The 16,524-nt window shown below is 50.3% G+C and carries 13 protein-coding genes; 8 read left to right on the top strand and 5 right to left on the bottom strand.

Translation table 11 applies throughout. From position 1 onward, the window contains the following. Positions 1–11 precede the first annotated feature (11 nt). On the top strand, positions 12–1,418 hold the full coding sequence (locus ACNRUY_RS11180) for a class II fumarate hydratase (RefSeq protein WP_488111718.1): 1,407 nt from the start codon (positions 12–14) through the stop codon (positions 1,416–1,418). Between the two features lie 19 nt (positions 1,419–1,437). Here the strand turns inward: ACNRUY_RS11180 and ACNRUY_RS11185 are convergent, their stop codons facing one another. Continuing rightward, positions 1,438–2,181, bottom strand: a complete 744-nt coding sequence (locus ACNRUY_RS11185; RefSeq protein WP_488111719.1) for a YdcF family protein — start codon at positions 2,179–2,181, stop codon at positions 1,438–1,440. Positions 2,182–2,333: 152 nt separating this feature from the next. On the opposite strand from ACNRUY_RS11185, the gene ACNRUY_RS11190 reads away from it, so the two are divergent. Both ACNRUY_RS11190 and ACNRUY_RS11195 read left to right on the top strand, forming a co-directional pair. Next, positions 2,334–3,086, top strand: coding sequence for a hypothetical protein (locus ACNRUY_RS11190; protein WP_488111720.1), 753 nt, complete (start codon positions 2,334–2,336; stop codon positions 3,084–3,086). 63 nt (positions 3,087–3,149) lie between these two features. Continuing rightward, positions 3,150–4,325: a cation:proton antiporter domain-containing protein gene (locus ACNRUY_RS11195; protein WP_488111721.1), complete on the top strand. Its 1,176-nt coding sequence runs from the start codon at positions 3,150–3,152 to the stop codon at positions 4,323–4,325. 92 nt (positions 4,326–4,417) lie between these two features. Here the strand turns inward: ACNRUY_RS11195 and ACNRUY_RS11200 are convergent, their stop codons facing one another. Further along, on the bottom strand, positions 4,418–5,290 hold the full coding sequence (locus ACNRUY_RS11200) for a LysR family transcriptional regulator (protein ID WP_488111722.1): 873 nt from the start codon (positions 5,288–5,290) through the stop codon (positions 4,418–4,420). Between the two features lie 213 nt (positions 5,291–5,503). On the opposite strand from ACNRUY_RS11200, the gene ACNRUY_RS11205 reads away from it, so the two are divergent. The 3 genes from ACNRUY_RS11205 to ACNRUY_RS11215 all read left to right on the top strand — a co-directional run bounded on the left by ACNRUY_RS11205 (position 5,504) and on the right by ACNRUY_RS11215 (position 9,790). Beyond that, positions 5,504–6,814, top strand: coding sequence for a serine hydrolase domain-containing protein (locus ACNRUY_RS11205; protein WP_488111723.1), 1,311 nt, complete (start codon positions 5,504–5,506; stop codon positions 6,812–6,814). Positions 6,815–6,895: 81 nt separating this feature from the next. After that, positions 6,896–8,209 carry a C45 family autoproteolytic acyltransferase/hydrolase gene (locus ACNRUY_RS11210; RefSeq protein ID WP_488111724.1) on the top strand — a complete coding sequence of 438 codons (1,314 nt, stop codon included), beginning with the start codon at positions 6,896–6,898 and terminating at the stop codon, positions 8,207–8,209. Between the two features lie 543 nt (positions 8,210–8,752). Further along, complete coding sequence (locus tag ACNRUY_RS11215) at positions 8,753–9,790, top strand: OmpA family protein (protein WP_488111725.1); 1,038 nt, start codon at positions 8,753–8,755, stop codon at positions 9,788–9,790. Positions 9,791–10,246: 456 nt separating this feature from the next. Here ACNRUY_RS11215 and ACNRUY_RS11220 read toward each other — a convergent pair whose 3' ends face one another. Both ACNRUY_RS11220 and ACNRUY_RS11225 read right to left on the bottom strand, forming a co-directional pair. Beyond that, entirely contained in the window at positions 10,247–10,807 is a 561-nt protein-coding gene (locus ACNRUY_RS11220) for an outer membrane beta-barrel protein (RefSeq protein WP_488111726.1), read from the bottom strand. Positions 10,808–11,073: 266 nt separating this feature from the next. Next, entirely contained in the window at positions 11,074–11,928 is an 855-nt protein-coding gene (locus ACNRUY_RS11225) for a 2OG-Fe(II) oxygenase (protein WP_488111727.1), read from the bottom strand. Positions 11,929–12,114: 186 nt separating this feature from the next. Here ACNRUY_RS11225 and ACNRUY_RS11230 point away from each other — a divergent pair, with 186 nt between their 5' ends. Continuing rightward, the gene (locus ACNRUY_RS11230) at positions 12,115–13,587 is read left to right on the top strand and encodes an FAD-binding oxidoreductase (protein WP_488111728.1); all 1,473 of its coding nucleotides are present in this window, start codon (positions 12,115–12,117) and stop codon (positions 13,585–13,587) included. 386 nt (positions 13,588–13,973) lie between these two features. Further along, positions 13,974–14,708, top strand: coding sequence for a hypothetical protein (locus ACNRUY_RS11235; protein ID WP_488111729.1), 735 nt, complete (start codon positions 13,974–13,976; stop codon positions 14,706–14,708). Positions 14,709–14,825: 117 nt separating this feature from the next. Here ACNRUY_RS11235 and ACNRUY_RS11240 read toward each other — a convergent pair whose 3' ends face one another. Beyond that, positions 14,826–16,484, bottom strand: coding sequence for a putative transporter (locus tag ACNRUY_RS11240; protein WP_488111730.1), 1,659 nt, complete (start codon positions 16,482–16,484; stop codon positions 14,826–14,828). Positions 16,485–16,524 lie beyond the last annotated feature (40 nt).

Here is a 16,524-nt window from a genome sequence, read left to right on the forward strand (position 1 = left end):
CGGCCGCCGCCATGACCACCTCAAAGGAAACCACTAGAACTGAAAGAGACAGCCTGGGAGAAGTCCAGGTACCTGAAAAGGCTCTGTATGGCCCTCAGACCCAGAGGGCTGTTGATAATTTTCAGGTGAGTGGACAACCTATGCCTCCGGATTTCATTCACGCCATTGCCCGAATCAAAAAAGCGGCTGCCAAAGCCAACCAGTCACTGGAGTTGATATCCGACGAAAAAGCCGAAGCCATTGTCCGGGCTTCCGAAAAGGTGCTTCAAGGACACTTTCCCGGCACCTATGAGCAACAATTTCCCATTGATGTGTACCAGACCGGCTCTGGCACCAGCAGCAACATGAACGTGAACGAAGTGATTGCCCGGCTGGTGTCCCTGGAAGGAAAAGTAAAGATAACGGCCAATGATCACGTCAATATGGGACAGAGCAGTAATGACGTTATTCCATCAGCCATTCACATTGCCACTGCTGGGTTAATTCATCATCAGCTGATACCCGCCCTGAACCACCTTATCAGCGTCCTGGATAGCAGGGAACAGGAACTCAGAAACACAGTAAAAACCGGTCGAACCCACCTGATGGATGCCATGCCGGTCACCTTTTCCCAGGAAATCAGTGGCTGGAAAGCTCTGGTACATCAAGACCAACAACGACTTCAACAAACGCTCGAGCGGCTCTACCAACTGGCCCTGGGCGGAACAGCGGTTGGCACAGGCACCAATACTCACCCGGAATTTGCCCTTCGGGTCAGCCAGAAGCTGAGTGAAGACACTGGCCTTCCCTTCATACCGGCCACTAACTTTTTTGCAGCACTGAGCGTTCCGGCGGCGGCGCTGGAACTGTCTTCAAACCTTCGCAGCCTGGCCACCACCCTGACCAAAATAGCCAGCGACCTGCGCTGGATGAACAGCGGCCCCCTGGCCGGTCTGGGTGAAATTGAGCTGCCCGCTCTGCAGCCTGGCTCCAGCATAATGCCCGGTAAGGTAAATCCGGTGATCTGTGAATCCGTACTGATGGCTGCGGCTCAGATTACAGGCCTTGATACCGCCATTGCCCTGGGTGCCCAGTCCGGTAACTTTGAACTCAATGTCATGCTGCCCATGATTGGCAACAACCTGGTCACCAGCCTGAACCTGTCTGCTCGTGCCAGTCAGATACTGGCCGACAAGGCTTTGGCAGGATTCAGAGTAAAAAGTGCCAATATTGATTCTGCACTGCATAAAAACCCCGTCCTGGTCACTGCCCTTAATCCGGTTATCGGTTATATGAAAGCCGCGGAAATAGCCAAACAGGCGTATTACGAACAGCGCCCCATTCTTGATGTGGCCCGGGAGAAGACCGGAATGAGTGAAGCCGCACTGAGGAAAATTCTCGATCCTCTGCACCTGACCAAAGGGGGTATATCGCATTAAGGTAAGATGCAATGGCTCATCAACGGTATACCAGCCAGTACCACAGATACCCCAGATATTCCCTGATACCCCGTTCACTAACAGCCAGGTTACGGGCCTGGGGAAGCCAGCGGGAAAGCCTGGAGAGTGAATCCGGTCCCCTGGTAAAGGCGGTAGGGGCGGGAATAACCCTGAAACCCGCTCTTTCAAAGCTGAGCACAGCCCTTGGCATATGCCAGGCATGGGTAACCAGTATGACCGCCTCTTTTTTTTCAGGGATGATTTCCTGGGAAAACCGGGCATTCTCCCATGTGGTTCGGCTTTCCTGTTCCTGCCATTGAGCCTCCACGCCAAAATCACGGGACAGGCTCTCGGCCATGGTGCTTGCTTCCGGAGAGGAACCGCCACCGGTAACCAATACTGGCAGATGGGTTTCCCTGGTAAGCCATGCACCATAGCGAAGGCGTTCCAGTGTGAAGGAAGATGGCCTGAGACCGGGCATTTCAGGGCTGCTCTGAGGCAGGCCGCCCCCAAGAATGACGATGGTTTCGTTCGCCATAGAGGTAAGCTTTACAGGGTTCAGCGGGGGATAGCGCTCAAGGCTCATCAGGATCCGGGAAGAAACCGGATCTATCGAAAGAAGATAAAGTACAGCCAGTGCCAGCCAGGCCATCCATGATTTAAAGATTAATCCCATTAATAGCAGCCACACCAGCACCGTGGACGGGGATAGGGCCCTCTGCAGAAATATCCGGCTACTGAGCGTTATCATGCCTGAGACCATTTGAAACATTCTGACATATTCACTCGTTATCGAGCAAATCACGACTATGCTTATGCACACAGCACCCTGAGTGTTCAAGTCCATTGCGACGATTTGCCGCAGTTTTTTCTCCCGATTAGAGCTCAATTTCAGAATCTGTGGATAGCCGCCGAATGAAAATCGCTTTGATCCTGGTTTATGGCAGCCTGCTCCTGTTAACTGCCTCAACGCATTCTACTTTACAACCCCACACCAGGGTGAGTGAAAAGATCACTCTTGTCAGTATCACAGAACTTGAAATACTGTTGCCCCATGAAATCAGGCACCGTTACCCTGGGGGAGTTCAGGTGTTTTCCGACAGGTTGCCAGCACTGCTGGCCATTAAACTGCAACAACTCGGACTGGAAGGCTACCCTATTCACTACATCCAGCCGGACAGGGCGCTCTTAAGGAAGCTCACTCTTCAGGTGGTCAACAGTAATGGTATCAAGCGTTTTCTTAACCTTGCCTATAATACAGCCCCCAGCTGCCCTCCCTACCTGAAGGATGAGTTCCTGCGCTTTACCACAAGAAACAACACCTATGTACAGCCTCACTCCCTTAATGAACTGCCCCATTACTCGGGGAGTGATTACCGGCAGGTGCTTGGAAGCCAGCGTCTCTGGCAGGGCTTTGGTTTCAGCAGCATAACCAGCGTACCTTCTGAAATTAAATTCTGGCTGGATAAGGTGAGCCAGGACTCACTGCCGCTTACGGATAAAGCATTCAAGAACTGCCAGGTGCGCCTTAATAACGAGCAGCTCAATGAAATCAGCCGACTGATCGCTGTGGATTATCTCAGCTCAGTGGTTAGAGGGCTTTATTACCACCAGCTGGGTGCACCACTGACGGCCTATCGGCTGCTGGCCATCCAGACAACACATTAGAACCTGTCAAACTTAAGCCCTTTTTGAAACCCTTAAACCTACGGGAAACCGGATACCAAGCCTGTGGATAGTGCTTTCAAACACCTGATACTGGAAATGGCACTGATTTTTGGAGGTGCGTCCCTGTTGGGAACGCTGTTTGCCTGGCTGAAACAGCCGATCATTCTTGCCTACATTTGTCTGGGTGTTATTGCCGGCCCTTATGGTGCAAGCCTGATGGCCAGTGATGGTCACATCGATGCCATCTCAACCATGGGCATTATTCTGTTAATGTTTCTGCTCGGGTTACATCTGCACCCAAAAAACCTGCTGAAACAGTTAAAACAAACGGCTTTGGTCACCTTTCTATGTCTGCTGGGTGCCGGCCTGCTCATCTGGGCGTGCCTGTTCTTTGCTTTTCACCTTCCCCGGAATGAAGCCTTGATCAGCGCCGCAGCATTATCCTTTTCCAGCACAGTACTCAGCCTTAAGCTTATTCCCACCACCACCCTGCATCATAAAAGAACCGGCGAAGTCATGATCAGTATCCTGCTGTTCGAGGATATCCTTGCCATCCTGACCATTCTCCTTCTATACAGCAGTGGCCATGACACCCCATTTGACGCTCTATTTCTGCCCCTGAAGACCGCTGTCTTTGCCCTGGGGTCCTGGTGGTTTGTCCGCTATTTTCTGCTTAAACTGTTCGCCCGTTTTGACCGTATTTCCGAATACATTTTTCTGGTATCCCTTGGCTGGTGCTTTACTGCGGCCCAGCTGGCAGAACAGGTTGGCCTTTCCCATGAAATCGGTGCTTTTATTGCCGGAGTCAGTATTGCCACGTCTCCCATCTCACTGGTCATTGCAGAAGGACTTAAACCCCTCCGGGAGTTCTTTCTGATTCTGTTTTTCTTTTCTGTCGGTGCCCAGTTCAAACCCATTCTTCCCGCCAGCACACTGGCCGCAATATTGCTTTCCTCCACCATTATCCTTATCGCTAAGCCACTGTTGTTTAAATACCTGCTGAAAAAACTGGCAGGAGAGCATTCAGACAATGCCGCAGAAATGGGATTGCGCCTTGGGCAGAGCAGTGAGTTCTCTCTGCTGCTTGCCTGTGGAGCCCTTGCTGCAGGAAAAATAAGTACCAACACCGCTCTGCTGATCGAAGGAACAGCCATCATCACATTTATTGTTTCAACTTATATCGTGGTTTTTCGACTTCCCACTCCAATTTCTCCCAGCAGACGCCTGCGGGAGGATTAAATGACATACAACGCCCTCACAATATAAGCGACACCCTACAAGCATCGTCTGACTGGACAGATTTCTAACCACATTCCTTCTGTAGCCAGAAGCTACCCCCTGCTGTAATGGCTGGCAATGGCTTCCATCAGGTGCTGCATGACCGGCCCCGGCTGGTAGTCAGCCCGCCAGAGCAAACCCACTGGCCATCGATAAACCGCTTGGGGGTGACTCAGGATAACCAGCTCCCCCGAACGAATACTATCAATCGCCATAGCCTTGGGGCAGTTGGTCCAGCCAAGTCCACGCCTGACCAGCCCCACTGCGGCCTGGTAGTCGGAAACTTGCCAGAAGCTGTCCGAAAAACGCACTTTTTTTGAGTCAGTCGTCCTGTGAAGCCGGGTCCAGATCTGCCGGTGACTATAGAGATCAGAGACTTCCAGGTAATCGTAACTGGCCAGAGGGTGATCCTTGTGGCAAACCGCAACAAAGTCATAATGACCAATCTGCCGACAGGCAAAACGGGACAGGTCCGGTTCAACCAGACCGGTATAAATAAAGTCCAGCTCACCGGACTCCACACAATCCAGTAACTCATCATCAAACCCAACCCTCACAGTCAGGTTCAGCGAGGGGTAGAGACGCTCAAGATTCTCCATGACACCCAACATAAAGCCCTGCTCTACACCATGGTCAATCCCCAGTGCCAGGCTTTGCTCATCCGACTTCAGCATACTGCCCACTTTGCGCTGCAGCATGTCGGACGCTGCCAATAATGAGCGGCATACAGGCAGTAATGCCTGGCCTTCTTTCGTAAGCACCGGCTTATAGCCGGCCCGGTCAAACAGGGTGATCCCCCACTCGTCCTCAAGCGCCGATATCCAGTTGCTCAGCATCACTCTCGGCTTTTTCATTCTTCTGGCCGCTTCTGAAATCGACCCGGTCTCCTCAGCCAGCAGAAATGCCTGGACGGCCTCAAGTTTCATTGATTACTCCCCAGACAGGGTTCCCCCTGCTACTTCACTTTGGTCATTCACTGCCATTTCTGGTCAATTATCCGCTACAAAAAAGTGACACTGTCTGCCATGAACTGCTTTTTGAATGACACGAAAATACAACACAGACACCAGCATAAAAGGGAAGGCTCTCTTCCCTAAAGCGGGCTTCCCACGACAAAAACAGCCACGGGGTAAAAGACAATGATCCTGAATTCAGACACTTTCAAACTCAGCAAGGGAACAAAAACGGCACTGATGCTTTCTCTACTCCTGTCCTCTGCTTCCGCCATGTCCTCGGAACTCAGGAAACCCGACACGGCGTTTCTTGAACAGTCCAGAAGTTTCGGACTCACCCAGCAGAACTGGGATACCGGTGAAATGGCAGCAGCCAGCTTTCATCATGCCTGGAAGTTCACTCACTCCTACGACATCCCGTTATCAAAAGCCGCCCAAGAGTCAGGAGAATGGGCACCTGCGGGTCAACTGAAACTGAATGACATACCGGTAAACGACGCCACCGGCCCCATCAGCCTGGAAGTGTTGCTGCGTGATCGATTGCATAATAACGCCATGGTGGTCCTTAAAGGAAATGCTCTGGTCCATGAACATTACTGGAATGGCCTTTCTGCCAACAGCAAGACCCTTCAGATGTCCATCACCAAGTCGTTCACCAGCCTTCTGGCCGCCTTAGCGGTTGAAGAAGGCAAACTGGATATGAGCCAACCGATTCAGGACTACCTGCCTGAACTGAAAGGCAGCGCATTTGCCGAGAGCACAGTGCAGGAAGTGGCTGATATGCGTTCAGGCACCCAGGTCGACTTTACTCCCGGCTTCCTCTGGGCCAAAGCCATGACCGATGCCCAGGAATGGAATGGCCAGGTTGAGGGCCGACTGAGCGGTACCCTGGAGTACGCTAAAACCATCAAAAAAAGAAAATACCCAACCGGAGTGGCCTATCAGTATCAATGCATCAACACTGAAGTGCTCGGTATGGTGGTTGAAAAGGTAATGGGCAAGCGACTGCCCGATCTCCTGAAAGAAAAAATCTGGGATCGACTGGGCATGGAGAACAGCGCTATCTGGCAGTCTGACCCTACCGGTTATGCAGTAGCTTCCGGAGGCCTGAACATGACCACCAGAGATCTTGCACGGGTTGGCCAGATGCTGCTCAATGATGGCAGGAATCATAAAGGCGAACAGATCATTCCCAAACAGTTCATTGATAACCTGCTGTCAGGCAACGAAGAGGTTCGTTCTGCCTGGAGGTATAACAAAGAATCCCATCTAGCTCCCAGGGGCTGGTACAAGGACCAGTTCCGGGTATTGGATATAAAGGGGCACAAAATGCTGGCCATGGTCGGGATCCACGGCCAGACCCTGATTATGGATAAGGATGCCGACATCGTCATTGCCACAGCAGGCAGTTACGCCATGCCGGAAACCCCAAGAATGGCATTGCTGCTGTTCAGTGAAATGGCCCCCGCCATCATCAAAGCCCTCAACAATAAGTAACCATTAACGGACACCCGCCCTCTCTGATTAAACCGAAGGGGTGGGGACACCAATGCGTTAAGCCTTTCAGGAAACAACAGGATGAAAGCAAGCACAGCCGCATTTATAGCCTCCTTTGCCATCGCCAGTGGTCTGCTGGCTACAGAGTCAGAGGCCCAAGGGATGACGGGCATCCCTCCTATAGAGTACCAGGTAGAATTGAACAACCAGCAGTCGGAGTTTTATACGGTAGAAGTTAAAGGCTCCCCTTATGCACGAGGAGTTCAACATGGCAGGGCATTACGCAAAGTCATACGACCCACCCTGAATCGGTTTAAATACGATATGGTATCTGCTTTCCTGAAGCAGGCGGGCACAGACTACAACTGGGAAGATTACAGAACATTCTTTTATACAAAAACCGGCCTGTATCAGACAGCCAGAAACATAACACCGGAGCTGGTGGAGGAAATCAGGGGAATAGCCCATGGAGCCGGGCTGGACTTCCGAGACCTGTTCGCCTACAACCTGAACTTTGATGAAACATTCTGGGTTCTGGAAAAAATGACCGGAATCGATCCCATGCTGGCGTCAGAAAAATCCAGCCTGGACCTCCCGACAGGTCATTGCTCCCATGGTTCAGTATGGGCCAAAGGAAAGGCAACCGTCGCCTATACTCTGGACTGGACCCGCCACTTTGAAGGCAGTCAAGCCCTTATCAAGCATGTTCTGGAAGATGGCACAGTGCTACTGACCACCACCTATGCGGGCACTCTTATGGGCCATGGAATCAACGCCACTAACGGATATACATTCACTCCACACTCCAAATTCCAGCTGGCTCATGATGTGGATAACGGGCTTGCTCAGATCTTTATTTACCGCCGGCTCATAGAAGCAGGCTCTGTAGAAAAAGCCATCGCATTTCTGAAGTCGGTGAAACCCGCCGCCGGGCTTGCCTATACCCTGACCGATAAAAAGGGCACCCGCACCTTTGAAGTGTCATCCAATAAAATGGTTGAGCTGAAAACCAGTGGCACCTGGATGGCGGTAGCCAATGTGGCCAGGGCCAATAATGACCTTTCTGGCGCCTACCGAACCGAATTGAACCTCTCAGAACCGCCTGAAGATATGAAAAAACTGCCGGAGGTATACTGGCAACTCAACCACGACAGTGTCGACCGATTTAAAATGATATCAACCGCGATCAAAGGAAAAACACCTGAGGCAATGACCGTTTCAAAATGGGAGGAGCTGTTCACCCGTCCTCCCATCAACAAGCCCGTCAATGAAACGTTAGCCACCTCCAATTTATGGCACGTGGTTGAAATTGACGACGAGTTTATTGAGTACCATGTTTCGCCGGGGAATCCAGGCAACTTACCCCTGGAAAGTTATCGTTTCAAGTATCACTGAGCCCTCTATACAGAACGGTCATAAGCTGGAAGTCATTCCAGCTTTTTATAGACTGTGTCAGCCACATAAACCTGATAAAAATACTGCTTTTTTTCAGATTACAATCCATTTTACATTTGGCTTACCCTGACACTTTCCACTTACCTTCCCCCTTCAGAGCAGAGCCTGCCTGGCGCCCCGTTTTTCAATAGACATCTCCCACACAATAAGCCGTTTTTCAGGAAAACCCGCTTCCTGTAACACTCACCAGAGCTCGTATACTTTCATCAAGGCTTTGCACTTATACCGGATATAAGTCACGAACAGACTGCGACAGACACTCCATAAATAGCAAAATACGTCAATCCAACTTCATAAATTCCTTTCACCAAACCACTTTAGTTTTTTTAAGGTGTTCGCCTATTATTTTTCGTCGAAGTCACTCTCGATAAAAAGCCATCATCCATTGAAAAGCCAGTTATATAAAATAACGCTATTCACAAAATAGCGATCATTTTGTTATGTTCCGGCCACAAGCCAGAAAAATACAACAAGGACCAACCCATGACCGACAAAGCAATTATCCGCTCAGTGCTCAGCGCAGCGATCATTTCCGCCATCAGTGGTGCAGCGATAGCCGACAACTCTTCACCAAACGTGGTGGATAAAGGCTTCTCCATCAGTGCTGGTGGCACCTATACAGCTTACGACAGCATCCGCTCACTGGATAATCAAATGGCACCGGAATTTGGTATCGGTTATCGCTTTAATAACCGTTTAAGCATCGAAGGGGTTTTCTCAGAGTACCAGGCAGGACAAAAAAATGCGGCAGGTGATGCCCGTATTCAAAACTATCGAGTGGATGCCTACTATGACCTGAAGCCTTGGGACGGGAGCTTAACCCCCTATACTGTCGCTGGTATTGGTGAGTTTAATGAACACCGTACTAATGGTATTAAAAATGACGACACCCGCCTGAATATGGGGGTTGGCCTGCGCAAATCCCTGACACCTAACCTGTCCGTTCAGGGTGATGTCCGTGCTGTTCGCAGTCTGGATTATGGACAAACCGAAGGAATGATGAAACTGGCCTTGAACTGGACCTTTGGTAGCCCGGCACCTGCAGCAGTGGCCGATACAGCACCAGTGGAAAAGCCTGTTGAACAACCTGTGGATGCGGACCAGGACGGCATTGCCGATGCCAATGATCTCTGCCTGGGTACCGAAGCGGGTGCCACCGTTGACTCAACCGGCTGCATTCCCCGTGAAGAGATCAATCTGATGGTGGACTTTGATTTTGACTCTGCCACCATCCGGGACAGCGATCTCAGCCGGATTGCCGACATAGGAGACTACATGAAGCACTACGAAGAGGTGCAAATCCGTGTCGTCGGTCATACCGATAACAGTGGTCCTGAAGAATACAACAAAGCCCTCTCACAGCGTCGTGCAGATGCCGTTCGCCAGATGCTGATCAATGAGTTTGGTATTGATGGAAACCGGATTGAAGCGATCGGCATGGGTGAAAGTGATCCACTTGCTGATAACAGCACCCATGAAGGCCGTGAAGAAAACCGCCGGGTAGTTGCAGAAGTGCTTTAATCAAATAAGAAAGCTGCTAGGGAAATCATGCTCCCAGGCAGCTCTATGCAGGGCAGCCCAGGAGGCTGTTGGACTTATGCTTTCGAGCATAACATTTAGTAGAACGAATCAAATTGTCCGACAGCCTCCCTACTTCAGGTGGTCCTGTTTTTTTCCTTTGAACAAATCCATTGTTCAACATCTGACTTTAACCAATAGGAAAAATTGGTAAAGGGTATTTTCACCGCCTCAGGGAGACCTTGCTCACCCCCTGTTCGTCCACCGTCCATGGATCTGCGGGCAATCAGGCGCTTCACCTGGCCTGCAGATAATAATGTGTCCGCCATAAAGCCACCCAAAATCTGACAGGATTGGTCGCTTAATTATCACCCTTGAGCCTGAATACTTTCTGAACAGAGAGGTTTGAATAGCAGCAGCTCAATCAAGGCAAGCTGCCGCACAGACTTTTCAGGCCCCTTAGAAACGGTATGCCGCAGACAAATAGGCCTGACGGGAATTCTTAACCCGGAATTCAGCATCGGATGCTGGCTTCACCTTAGCGCTGTTGCCCATGTATTTCAGCCCCAGCTCCAGATCCACGGGACCGGCCTGATACATCAATCCAGCCTGGGCACCATAGGCAAACCCGGACTTTTTCTCACCCTGGGCTTCAAAGCGAGTTCCCCCCAGAGACGCCCCGACAAAGGGTCGAATAGCCGAGTCAGCCATAAAAACGTAGTCGGTGGAGAGCATCAGGCTTTTCTGCTTCAATCCTGCATCTTTCACCCGGGAGTCGTTAAATTTATTGCGACTGAGGGTGCCATATACTCGCACATTGTCATTTACATATTGACCGACACGCAATCCGTAAAACTTGCTTTTAACCTTGTTTTCAGAGTCTTTTGCACCAGCAATCGTTTGCTCAAACTTGTTATATGCCTTGCCACCTTCCAGGCCAGCAAACCATTCACCCGCCATGGCATTAGCAGAAAGGGTGGCAACGGTCAGGGCTGTAGCAATGGTCATCATCTTTTTCATGGTTTCATCCAGTGTTGTTCAGTGAGGGATTTAAAATGTGTTGTTTTAGACTTCACGGTGAAGTCGGGCGCCATTCTGATATCAGGGGCCTGTTACGTCACATCAGACTCCGTCTTTATTCCATTACAGAGTTACTGAACCCATAACAATTTTATTCTGTGGAGCACTGCAGAAATAAAAGAGGATCTGGAATAGCAAGGAAGAAAAGACGCCCCCTTAAGGAACAGAGCAGGTCTATGTCAGCTGCGGCTTCAATTACAAGACAGTTATCGCTTTTTTTTCCAGACAGCGCGATCCCCGTAAAGCCCCCGGGGGAAAAAGTGACGGAGCAACATTCTTATTTTTATATCAGCAGCAAGAAGGCTATCCAGAAGAACATCCCCCGGCCAGGCCCTCATGGAGGTCACCTGAAAGTATTCATGGTCTGCCAGGGGCTCTGGGCGGAAATAGCTGTAGAAAAGGCAGCGCCTGGGTGCCTCATGACGAACAGGGCTTACTGCATGCCAGGCGTGAGGAGGCGTTTCCATAATCACCAGCCGGTTAAACTGGGCAACAATTTCAAGCTTGTCCCCCTTTAAGCCCTCAGGCCAGATCTCCAGGTTCCCCCCTGCTTCTGAACTCCAATGATCAGTGAGATAAAGTAACAGGTTCACCGCCCGGTAATTCTCTCTGTGGAAATCATGGGAATTATCCAGATGGGGTAAAACAAAGTTACCATAACGCATTTCGCTGACTCCCCCCGCATACAGAACGTCATCAGAAATAAGCGTCGTAAAACCTGTTATTTCCCTGAACAGCTCAAGAACACGATCATCTTCAAAACACAACACGGCGTTCTTCAGCTTGTTGTTTAATAAATGCAGCTGGTTCGTTGAATATTTCTGTTCCCGGAGACTGCTTTTATATCTCAGAGGTGTATTGTCTGGACCAGGAAAAGAGGCAAACAGCGCCTTTGCCACCGCTTCAGGAAAAAAGTCATCGATGATGCAGTAACGAATATTACCCGAGTGCTGAAAGGCCTCTCTCAGGCTCTCGACATCCTGACTTAACCGGCTTTCAATGAAAGCCCCCAGATCATTGGATGTAAACTCACTCAATGGGCTATTTAACTGAAAAGACATAACCTGACCAGTCAACTTTCTTTCAAGATACTTGTATTAGCGGTATCTGATCGTGATACATAAGGAAAGATAGCGGGCAAGCCCATAGTCCCTCTGATACGCCTGGAAGCCCAAAGGGCCTCAAACGGTTCCTTTTTTGTGACAGAGCCGCTGAAGGCAGAGGGAGCTACCTTCCAGGCATGGTCTATGCTGCAACTACTCCATACGACCCGAACTAAAAGCCCCCAGATGAAGCCGCTTATTCTGAAAAACCGGTCTGGCCGTGAATTTGAATTGCCGGAATACCATTTGAGGCAGTTTCATAAGTCCCTTCAGGGCTCACTTTACTTTCCAGCTGATGATGGTTATGAATCCGTCCGCCAGGTATGGAATGGTGCCATCACCGTGAAACCAGCCATTATCACCTGCTGTTCCTGCCTGCAGGATGTCATCAGCACAATGGGGTTCGCCAACCGGTTCAACCTGCCGTTTTCCGTTCGTGGAGGCGGACATAATGTAGCTGGAAACGCTCTCATCGCCAGAGGGTTAACTATCAACCTCAGCCTGATGAACAAAATCACTTTGCATCCGGATAAACGCCTGGTGTCAGTGGAAGGAGGCGCTTTGCTGAGGGATGTGGATAACCTAACGTCTCAATTTAACCTTGCAGTCCCTCTGGGAATTGCTCCTACCACGGGTGTCACAGGGCTGACACTGGGAGGAGGACTGGGCAGGTTATCCAGAACACTTGGACTCAGCTGCGATAATCTTGTGTCAGCAAATCTGGTGTTAGCCAATGGCTCTGCCCTGGAAATTTCAGCGTCAAACCACCCTGACCTCTTCTGGGCCATTCGAGGTGGGTCCGGCAATTTTGGTATTGTCACCCGAATGGTTCTGTCACTGCATGATATTCCAGAGAAACTGATGGCTGGAGAGCGGGTATACGGTGAAGAAAAACGGATGAATGCCCTGAAGCTGTATCGAAATCAATTACTCCATGGAAGGGATGAGCTGGGGATGGATGCCGAGCTATCAGTGGATCATAAAGGCCAGCAAACGCTTACGTTCAGTGTCTGTTATAACGGCCCCGTCGAAGAGGCCGCTCAAGCACTTAGACCTTTTGATTCCCTGGGAGCGCCGCTTACCAATACTCTGGCCCCCAGGCGATACCAGGAAATCCAGCACAGCAACCGCTTTCCTCCAGGCCGCCTTTGCTATTTCCGCAGTGGGTTTATCAACCAGTTCAGTGATGGAGCCATTGATACATTGCTTGACGCATTTGCTGAGGCCCCAGTGCCCCCTCCTGGCAGTGAACTGACAGTCAACTTTCAGCAAGCCGGGGGAGTCATTGCCCGGGTTCCACCCAGTGCAACTGCTTTCGCTCACCGGGACGCCCTGTGTAACCTCATCCCCCAGGTCATGACAGACAACCCCGATTTCTACCAGCGGGCTTCCCGGTTCATTGATGAGCTGTCTCTGGTGATGCAGCCATTTTACTCCGGCAGTTATGTCAACCGCGCCAGTGGCCAGTCCCCCACACTGGCTGAAAGCGCCTATGGGGATAACTACCCCCGCCTGCAAGCCATCAAACACTGTTATGACCCGAACAATCTTTTCAATCAGAACCTCAATATTCAGCCTGAACGCCATAGGCAAACCCAGACTTTTTTATTCACATAATGACCGGCACGCAGTCTGTAAAACTTACTTTCCACCTTGCTTTGAGAATTGTTTGAGCCAGCAATCGTTTGCTCAATACGCTGTGTTGTTTAATGCTTTCTCTTTAAGCCGGAAGCATTGTTATACCTGGGTAGCTTATTACTATCAGGGCCTATCCAGGTTTTATGACAGATACAGGCAACGTTAGCCAATGTATGATGTTAGAAAATACGGAGAAACGACCTGAACTGTTTTTTGTTAGAAATAATAACCAACCCATACATTTTAAATAACAAATCAAGTTAACATGGTTGACCCAAAAAAAATGCACCATTACTCTTTCTTAACATTATATTTTCAGCAACAAGAGAGCATCGCCACCTACAAACATGGAAAGGATTCCTATTATGAAAACCAGAACTGCAATTCATATTTTGCTTACAATCTTTCTATTTTCATCAACCGCTCACACAGAAGAAAATAGTGAAAGGACCGATCCTCTGGGACGCACTATTGTTATTAGAAAACTTCAGCAACACCCTCTGATGACCGACCATCTAGGCAGAGAAGAAAGGCACCATATCAATAGCGCTTACAACCCATACAATCCTTTCAACTCTTTCCAGGTCTGGGCCAGAGTGAATATTGGAACAAAAACTTTATCAGGCCAAACGGTCATGTTTGATGGACGGACAGGGGGCCGGCCTTATATCTTTGAGTTTTCAGATAACAAGCTACATGGAACCAGTTCTGTTAAACTGGCTGAAAATGAATATTTCACTGCATCCTATAGAAATAACCAGCTCAATGGAAAGGTCAGTTACAGTATTGGAGAAAGCTACGTTGTAGAGGGTAACTTTACTGATGGGGTACCTTCTGGCTCTGTCGTTGTCACTGAAATTCGAAATTACTCACGAGGTGAAATCATTGACGGCATATTGGAAACAAAGAAAAACAAAGCGGCTTTTATTCAATCAGCCAACCTGATTTGGAAAACTTACGGTAAAAACCTACCTGTGGTTGCCACTCAAATCATAAAAAAACACATGGGTGACTCCGGTTACAATGTTGAAAGAAACCTTGACCTGGATGATCTTATCGAATCATACGATGAGTTCACTGCAGTAGACGCGGATTATTAAGGAAAACATCCAATGGTAAGAGTAAAAAACCATTGCCACCCAACTGAACTCTGATAAGAGGAGGCAGTAAAAACCACCTTACTGCCTCCTCACTATCAGACCGACATCAGAATAACGTCAAACACCCCATAACAACACGGCCAGTATCTGGGGTGAAAGAATCCTCAAACACATCACCAAGGGGTATACCGTGGCATAGGAGAGGGCCGCAGCCCCGGATTTTTCATGCAGGCCATTGGCAAAAGCCAGAGCCGGTGGATCGGTCATGGAGCCAGCCAGCATCCCGCAGATACTGAGATAATTCAGGCCACCAAACATACGACTGGTGATGCCAATCACCAGCAGTGGTACCAGGGTGATCACAGCGCCATACATCATCCACTGCACCCCTTCACCATGAACCAGGATATCCACAAAGTTTTTCCCGGACTTAAGCCCAACCACCGCCAGGAACAGAACAATGCCGATTTCCCTGAGCGCCAGGTTGGCACTGGGAGGCATAAACCAATAGAGACGCCCGATGCTGCCAATGCGCCCGAGAATCAGAGCCACCAGCAAAGGCCCTCCAGCCAGGCCCAGCTTCAGTGCCGCTGGCAATCCGGGAATATGAAGGGGCAATGAGCCCAGCAGAATCCCTAGCCCGATCCCGATAAACACCGGCATCATCTGCACCTGCTGGAGTTTCTGCCGGGCATTGCCCACCTGGTTGGCCACCGCATCAATGGATTCCGGACGACCCACCAGGTTCAGAATGTCCCCGAACTGAAGGCTGGCATGGCTATCCGGCACCAGTTCCACACCGGACCGGTTAAGCCGCGACACTACCACGTCGTAACGTTGCTTCAGTTTCAGATCAACCAGCTTTTTACCCAACACCTTTTCATTGGTGACCACCACCCGGGAGGTCCGCAGGTCAGTGCCTTTGGTGGTCAGGGAAGCATCCACTTCCTCTCCCAGAATCAGCCGGGCATTCTGCAACTTCTGTCGACTGCCCACCAGGTGCAGAATATCGCCCAGGGCCACACTGGTGGAGCTCTGGGGAACAATCAACTCATCTCCCCGCTTGAGCCTGGAGCAAACCAGATCCCCGTCGTTCAAGCCAGGAACATCCTGAAGCGCAAGACCATCAAGATTGGGGTTCCGAATAGCCACATTCACCGTATTCAGGCTTTCATGCCCGGCACCGGCAGCCTGCTCAAACACTTCGGCCTCTTTATTAACATCCACCCGGAACAGACGACGAATAAGCCACATGCTCAAAAGGATCCCGCAGATCCCGAACGGATAGGCCACGGCATAACCGGAACCGGGAATACTCAGCAACTCCGGCTGAGTACCCAGCTCCGCCAGAATTTCAGTGCCTGCCGCCAGTGAAGGGGTGTTGGTGACCGCGCCGGAATAAATACCCAGAACCACCGGCAAGGGCACATCAAACAAAAGATGCAGCCCAGTGGCCACCAGCCCTCCCAGCAAAACCAGGCCAGCGGCAAAGGCATTCAGTTTCAGGCCACTGCTTTTCAGGGAAGAAAAGAAACCGGGGCCCACCTGAATCCCGATGGTGTAAACAAACAGGATCAGCCCAAACTCCTTGATGTATTCCAGGGTGTGGTTATCCAGATGGATATCCAGCTGGAAGACAAAGTGCCCCACCAGGATGCCACCAAACAGCACCCCACCTATGCCCATGCCAACGCCGCGAATTCTCCAGTTACCTATCCAGAGACCCAGCACCGCCACCAGGGACAGAATGGAGATGGAAATTGCAATATCGCTCATGGTCCTATCAAAAAGCCCCCTGCATAACCCGCTTAGAGAA

Source organism: Endozoicomonas sp. Z74, assembly GCF_057680865.1.